The organism is Streptomyces sp. SID5785 (assembly GCF_009870065.1).
Lineage (GTDB): Bacteria > Actinomycetota > Actinomycetes > Streptomycetales > Streptomycetaceae > Streptomyces.
The window spans coordinates 1-5,981 of the sequence record NZ_WWIA01000754.1; the positions used below are offsets into that span (position 1 = coordinate 1).

General features: G+C 72.9%; 6 protein-coding genes and 1 pseudogene. 1 reads left to right on the forward strand and 6 read right to left on the reverse strand.

The genetic code is table 11. The features are described from left to right. The 4 genes and pseudogenes from GTW43_RS37645 to GTW43_RS24505 all read right to left on the reverse strand — a co-directional run. Positions 1-318: pseudogene (locus tag GTW43_RS37645) on the reverse strand (hypothetical protein); the annotation flags it as partial. Positions 319-461: 143 nt separating this feature from the next. Further along, a complete protein-coding gene (locus GTW43_RS24495; RefSeq protein ID WP_343246108.1) occupies positions 462-899 on the reverse strand; it encodes a DUF6113 family protein in 438 nt (145 codons plus the stop codon). Beyond that, a complete protein-coding gene (gene mshB / locus GTW43_RS24500) occupies positions 896-1,786 on the reverse strand; it encodes an N-acetyl-1-D-myo-inositol-2-amino-2-deoxy-alpha-D-glucopyranoside deacetylase (protein WP_161304195.1) in 891 nt (296 codons plus the stop codon). The genes GTW43_RS24495 and mshB overlap by 4 nt, the downstream gene beginning before the upstream one ends. Before the next feature lie 55 nt (positions 1,787-1,841). Next, positions 1,842-2,036 carry a hypothetical protein gene (locus tag GTW43_RS24505; RefSeq protein WP_161304196.1) on the reverse strand — a complete coding sequence of 65 codons (195 nt, stop codon included), beginning with the start codon at positions 2,034-2,036 and terminating at the stop codon, positions 1,842-1,844. A 225-nt stretch (positions 2,037-2,261) separates the two neighbouring features. On the opposite strand from GTW43_RS24505, the gene GTW43_RS24510 reads away from it, so the two are divergent. Beyond that, a complete protein-coding gene (locus tag GTW43_RS24510; RefSeq protein ID WP_161304197.1) occupies positions 2,262-4,406 on the forward strand; it encodes a prolyl oligopeptidase family serine peptidase in 2,145 nt (714 codons plus the stop codon). Between the two features lie 17 nt (positions 4,407-4,423). Here GTW43_RS24510 and GTW43_RS24515 read toward each other — a convergent pair whose 3' ends face one another. Continuing rightward, positions 4,424-5,575 carry a dipeptide ABC transporter ATP-binding protein gene (locus GTW43_RS24515; protein WP_161304198.1) on the reverse strand — a complete coding sequence of 384 codons (1,152 nt, stop codon included), beginning with the start codon at positions 5,573-5,575 and terminating at the stop codon, positions 4,424-4,426. Further along, a partial coding sequence (locus GTW43_RS24520) for an ABC transporter ATP-binding protein (protein ID WP_161304199.1) occupies positions 5,562-5,981 on the reverse strand: 420 nt, incomplete at its 5' end. The genes GTW43_RS24520 and GTW43_RS24515, both read right to left, overlap by 14 nt.

Below are 5,981 nucleotides of genomic sequence, written 5' to 3' on the forward strand. Positions count from 1 at the left end.
GTCGTCGGCGGGGGCGGCCGGAGCGCGGCCGGACTCGGCGGCCTCCTTCGGCTTGCCGTCCGCGTCGCTCATCGGCGTGCGCATCACGACCGGCGGGATCGGCCGGGACCCGGGGATGTTGATCCGGATCCGGGTCGTCAGCGTGGTCTCCGTCTTCGGGGCGTCCGGGGTGTCGGTGCCCTCGTCGCCCGGGGGCGTCGGACCGGCGTCACCGGCCGCGCCGCGCGCGGAGGTCCCGTACGGAGGCGTGCCCGACGGGTACGCGGCACCGCCGCGCCCCTGGGGCCCGGAGGACGAACTGTCAGTTTCACGGCTCAAGGCAGGTTCTCCCGGTTGGCTCCGCCGCCCGTCTCTACCTCGCGCGGGCTGCTCGGCGGCGCGCACCACCATACTGTCCGCGGCCGGGAGTCACTGTGTGACGGATGGTGAATCCCGTGCGACGAGGTCGTCGAAGTGGTACGTCACTTCCCAAGTCGGGCGTCGGACGCGGGTGGTTGCTGCCCGAGGCCAAGGGTGGCGCACATCACAGCCACCGCCATCCCCCCGAGCAGGAACGCGTACGAACCCAGTCCGGCACCGAACACGAAGTCGCCCTCGGGGCGGCTCGTGGTCAGCAGCACGACCGCGACGAGCCAGCCGGCCGCGGGGGCCAGCGCGCCGCCGCGCGAGCGCAGCAGCCGGGCGCCGCCGTGGAAGAGCCCCGCCGCGCCGGCCAGGGCGAGCAGCAACCCGCCCGGGAACCAGCCGCTTTGGACGAGCGCGCCCGCGGCGCCGGCCACCGCGCCGAGCACGAACAGGAGGAGCAGCAGGGCGATCCGTCCGGCCGAGGCGCCGCCGAAGGAGAAGGGGAGATCGACCTGCCGGTCCGCCGCGGCCCTGCCGCCGGTGCCGCCGCTCACGCCCGCACTCCTTCGAACAGGTCCTGCTCACGGGCCGATCCGGGCTCGCCGTGCGCCAACTCGTAGTACTCGACGTCGAACAGCGGCTGGGCCAGCCCGTTCGACAGGGCGAAGACGGTGCCGCCGGGGGCGACGTCCACCTGGGTGGCGTGCGCGGCCATCGCCGCGGCCTTCCGGTCCGCGTAGGGGCGGCCGTCGATCTCGGTGGTGATCCGGTCGTCGTCGACGACCCCGGGCACGTCGGACACGGTGGCGCACGCGGCGAAGGGGGTGGCGTCGAGGTGGGCGGCGAGGTGCCGGAAGCGGTCCTCGGCGAGCGTGCGGGGCACCCGGTTCCAGTAGATCTTGTCGATCGTGTGCGGGTCGCCGAGGTCGCGGCGGAAGGCCGGCTCGGCGGCGAGCTCCGCGGCGCGCCGGGCGACGCGGTGCGCCTGGATGTGGTCGGGGTGGCCGTAGCCGCCGTCGGGGTCGTACGTGACCAGGACCTGCGGGCGGACCTCGCGGACGACGGCGACGAGCGGGGCGGCGGCCTCGTCGAGGTCGGCGGACCAGAAGGCGCCGGGCCGCTCGTTCTGCTCGGTGCCCATCATCCCGGAGTCGTGGAAGCGGCCGGGGCCGCCGAGGAAGCGGTGGTCGGTGACCCCGAGCTCCTTCATCGCGGCGGTCAGCTCGCCGATCCGGTGCGGGCCGAGGATGTTCTCGCGATCCGGGGCGAGATGGGCCAGTTCGTCCGGAATGACCTCACCTTCCTCGCCGAGCGTGCAGGTCACCAGCGTGACCTGGGCGCCTTCTGCGGCGTACTTGGCCATCGTGGCGCCGTTGTTGATCGACTCGTCGTCGGGATGCGCGTGCACGAGGAGCAGACGCCGGGCGGGCAGTTCGGTCATGCCCCCAGCCTAGAACGCCCGCGCGGCGGGCCCGGGAGGGCGTCCGGGACGCCCCTCAGAACTTGATGTCGCCGAGCATGCCCGCCACGCTCGTCGTCAGCTCCGTGATGGTCGGGGCGATCGAGGAGCTCGCCAGATAGAAGCCGAGCAGCACGCAGACGATCGCATGCCCGGCCTTCAGACCTGACTTGTTGATCAGAATGAAGACGATGATCGCGAACAGCACCACGGCCGAGATCGAGAGTGCCACAGCGGTCCTCCTCCAAGGTGATCCGGTCGACGGAAATGCCCTGCCCACACAGTGCGTACGCATGATAACTATCCGTCGTCGAGGGCGGGTCGAGGGAAGGGGGCACAGGGGCGGACAGGAACGCAACGATCCGCGTCCACGCGCCAGTCGGCGCACCTCCGCGCACCGATCGGCGCACCAGTGCACAGGGGGGCGCAAGGGCCCGTTCAGCCCTAGGCTTCGGGGATGACCACCGAGATCGGAACAGACACCGGGGCGGGCGCGTACTCCTTCCCGCGGCAGCACGCGCGCACCCAGCGCTTCACCCTGGGCGCCCCGCGCGCCTTCACCGTCGCTCCGGACGGGGAGCGGGTCGCCTTCCTGCGCTCCCCGTCCGGCACGGACCGGGCGAACGCGCTGTGGGTGCTCGACGTGGCCGACGGCCGGGAGCGGGTCGCCGCCGACCCGGTGGCCCTCCTCGGCGGCGCCTCCGAGCGGCTCTCGGCGCAGGAGCGGGCCCGGCGCGAGCGCAGCCGCGAGGGCGGCGCGGGCATCGTGGGCTACGCGACGGACGCCGCCGTCGAACTGGCCGCGTTCGCACTGTCCGGCCGGCTGTTCGTGGCGGAGCTGCGCGCGGGTACCGCACGGGAGCTCCCGGTGCCGGGACCGGTCCTCGACCCCCGCCCCTCCCCCGACGGCCGCCGGATCGCGTACGTGGCCCGGGGCTCGCTACGGGTCGTCGGCGCGGACGGGGCGGACGACCGGGCGCTGGCCGAACCGGAGTCGGACACGGTCACGTACGGGCTCGCCGAGTTCATCGCCGCCGAGGAGATGTCCCGCTACCGCGGCCACTGGTGGTCCCCCGACTCCGACCGGCTGCTCGTGGCACGCGCCGACGACGCCGCCGTGCAGCGCTGGTGGATCTCCGACCCGGCCCACCCGGACCGGGAGCCGGCCCGCACCCCGTACCCGGCGGCGGGCACGCCCAACGCGGAGGTGCGGCTGTTCTCGTACGGCCTCGACGGCGCCCGGACCGAGATCGTCTGGGACCGCAGGGCGTACCCGTACCTGGCGCGCGTCCACTGGTCCGCGGACGGCGCCCCGCTGCTCCTCGTGCAGGCCCGCGACCAGCGCAGCGCGCTCTACCTGGCCGTGGACCCCGTCGCGGGCACGACGCGGATGGTGCACGCCGACGAGGACGACCAGTGGCTCGAGCTGCTGCCCGGCGTGCCCTGCTGGTCGCCGAGCGGACAGCTGGTGCGGATCGCGGACGAGGGCGGCGCCCGGGTCCTCTCGGTCGGGGAACGGCCGCTGACCGGGCCCCAGCTGCACGTCCGTGCCGTGCTCGACGTGGGCGACGGCGACGTGCTCGTCTCGGCGTCCGCGGGCGCCGACGCCGAGGCGTCCGAGACCGGCGAGGTGCACGTCTACCGGGTCAACGAACTGGGCGTGCAGCGCCTGACGACGGAGCCGGGCGTGCACACGGCCGTGCGCTCCGGCGACCTCACCGTCCTCGTCTCCGCCACGCTCGACGAGCCCGGCGCCCGGGTGCGGGTCGAGCGCGAGGGCAAGCACGTCGCGGACATCGCCTCGCACGCCGAACGCCCCGTGCTGTCCGCACGCGTGACGCTCACCGAGGCGGCCGGGATCCCCTGCGCGGTGCTGCTGCCGACCTCCTACCGGGAGGGCGACGGCCCGCTGCCGGTGCTGATGGACCCCTACGGCGGCCCGCACGGGCAGCGCGTCGTGGCCGCGCACAACCCGGCGCTGACCTCGCAGTGGTTCGCCGACCAGGGCTTCGCGGTGATCGTCGCCGACGGGCGGGGCACGCCGGGGCTGTCCCCGGGCCGCGAGAAGTCGATCATCGGCGACTTCACGGTCACGCTGGACGACCAGGTCACGGCGCTGCACGCGCTGGCCGAGCGGTTCCCGCTCGACCTGTCCCGGGTGGCGATGCGCGGCTGGTCGTACGGCGGCTACCTCTCGGCGCTCGCCGTGCTGCGCCGGCCCGACGTCTTCCACGCGGGGATCGCGGGGGCGCCGGTGACGGACTGGCGGCTCTACGACACCCACTACACGGAGCGGTACCTCGGCGACCCCGCGGTGGACGCGGCCGCCTACGCGAAGAGTTCGCTGGTGACGGACGACGGGCTGGCCGAGGCCGCGGAGCAGCACCGGCCGATGCTCATCGTGCACGGGCTGGCCGACGACAACGTGGTCGTGGCGCACGCGCTGCGGCTGAGCTCGGCGCTGCTGGCCGACGGGCGGCCGCACGAGGTGCTGCCCCTGTCGGGCGTGACCCACATGACACCGCAGGAGCAGGTCGCCGAGAACCTGCTGCTGCTCCAGGTCGACTTCCTGAAGAGGTCGCTCGGGTCCACCGGTCACTGACGGAGCGCGGCGCCGGCCTACTCGGTCGGCACCACGTGCTTCTCCTCCGCGAAGTGGCACGCCGACGGATGCTGCGCCGGGTTGTCCTGTGCGCCGATCCGGAACACCGCCGGGACCTCGAGGAGCGGCACCTCCTCCTCGCACCGCTTCTGCGCCTTCCAGCACCGGGTGCGGAAGCGGCAGCCCGAGGGCGGGTTGGCCGGGGAGGGCACGTCGCCGGAGAGGATGATCCGCTCCCGGTGCTCGCGCGCGTCCGGGTCCGGGACGGGCACGGCGGACAGCAGCGCCTGCGTGTACGGGTGCGTCGGGTGCTCGTAGATCTCCGCGTCGGAGCCGATCTCGACGATGCGGCCCAGGTACATGACGCCGACCCGGTCGGAGATGTGCCGGACGATCGAGAGGTCGTGCGCGATGAAGACGTAGCTCAGGTCGAACTCGGACTGGAGCCGGTCGAGCAGGTTCACGACCTGCGCCTGCACCGACACGTCGAGCGCGGAGACCGGCTCGTCCGCGACGATGATCTCGGGGCGCAGCGCGAGCCCGCGGGCGATGCCGATGCGCTGGCGCTGACCGCCGGAGAACTGGTGCGGGTAGCGGTTGATGTACTCGGGGTTGAGCCCGACCACGTCGAGCAGCTCCTGCACCCGGCGCCGGCGGTCGCCCTTGGGCGCGACCTCGGGGTGGATCTCGTACGGCTCGCCGATGATGTCGCCGACCGTCATGCGCGGGTTCAGCGACGTGTACGGGTCCTGGAACACCATCTGGATGTTGCGGCGGACGGCCTTGAGCGCACGGCCCGACAGCTTGGTGATGTCCTCACCCTTGTACTTGATGGCCCCGGCGGTGGGACGCTCCAGGTTGACGAGCATCTTGGCGACCGTGGACTTGCCGCAGCCGGACTCGCCCACGATGCCGAGGGTCTCGCCCTGGCCGAGGTCGAAGTCGACGCCGTCGACGGCCTTGACCGCGCCGACCTGCTTCTTGATGAGGATGCCCTGGGTCAGGGGGTAGTGCTTGACCAGGCCGCGCACCTCGAGGAGGGGCTCGTGGCCGGAGGCGGAGCCGTTCTTCGCGAACGCGGACTCGGCCTGCGCCTTGTGCAGGAGGTGCTCGGCGATCTCTCCCTCGCGCTCGAGGTCGTCCTTGCTGACGTGTTCACCGTGAGGCATCGAGCGTCTCCTTCCAGAAGTGGCAGGCGCTGCGGCGCTCGGGGGACACCTCGGCGAGCGGCGGGACGTCGGTGCGGCAGACGTCCTGGGCCATCGGGCAGCGCGGGTTGAAGGCGCAGCCGGGCGGGATGTTCATGAGGTTGGGCGGCAGCCCCTTGATGGCGAAGAGCTCCTGCCCCTTCTGGTCCAGGCGCGGGATCGACTCGAGCAGGCCCTTGGTGTAGGGGTGCGCGGGCCGCTTGTAGATCTCGTGGACGGGGGCCTGCTCGACGATGCGGCCCGCGTACATCACGGCGATCTTGTCGGCGACGTCGGCGACGACACCGAGGTCGTGCGTGATGAGGATCAGGCCCATGTTGAGCTCGCGCTGGAGCTCCGCGAGCAGGTCCATGACCTGCGCCTGCAC

Coding starts and splice junctions, on each gene's coding strand:
- GTW43_RS24515 (WP_161304198.1), bottom strand. CDS start 5,575: ATGCCTCACGGTGAACACGTCAGCAAGGACGACCTCGAGCGCGAGGGA.
- mshB (WP_161304195.1), bottom strand. CDS start 1,786: ATGACCGAACTGCCCGCCCGGCGTCTGCTCCTCGTGCACGCGCATCCC.
- GTW43_RS24510 (WP_161304197.1), top strand. CDS start 2,262: ATGACCACCGAGATCGGAACAGACACCGGGGCGGGCGCGTACTCCTTC.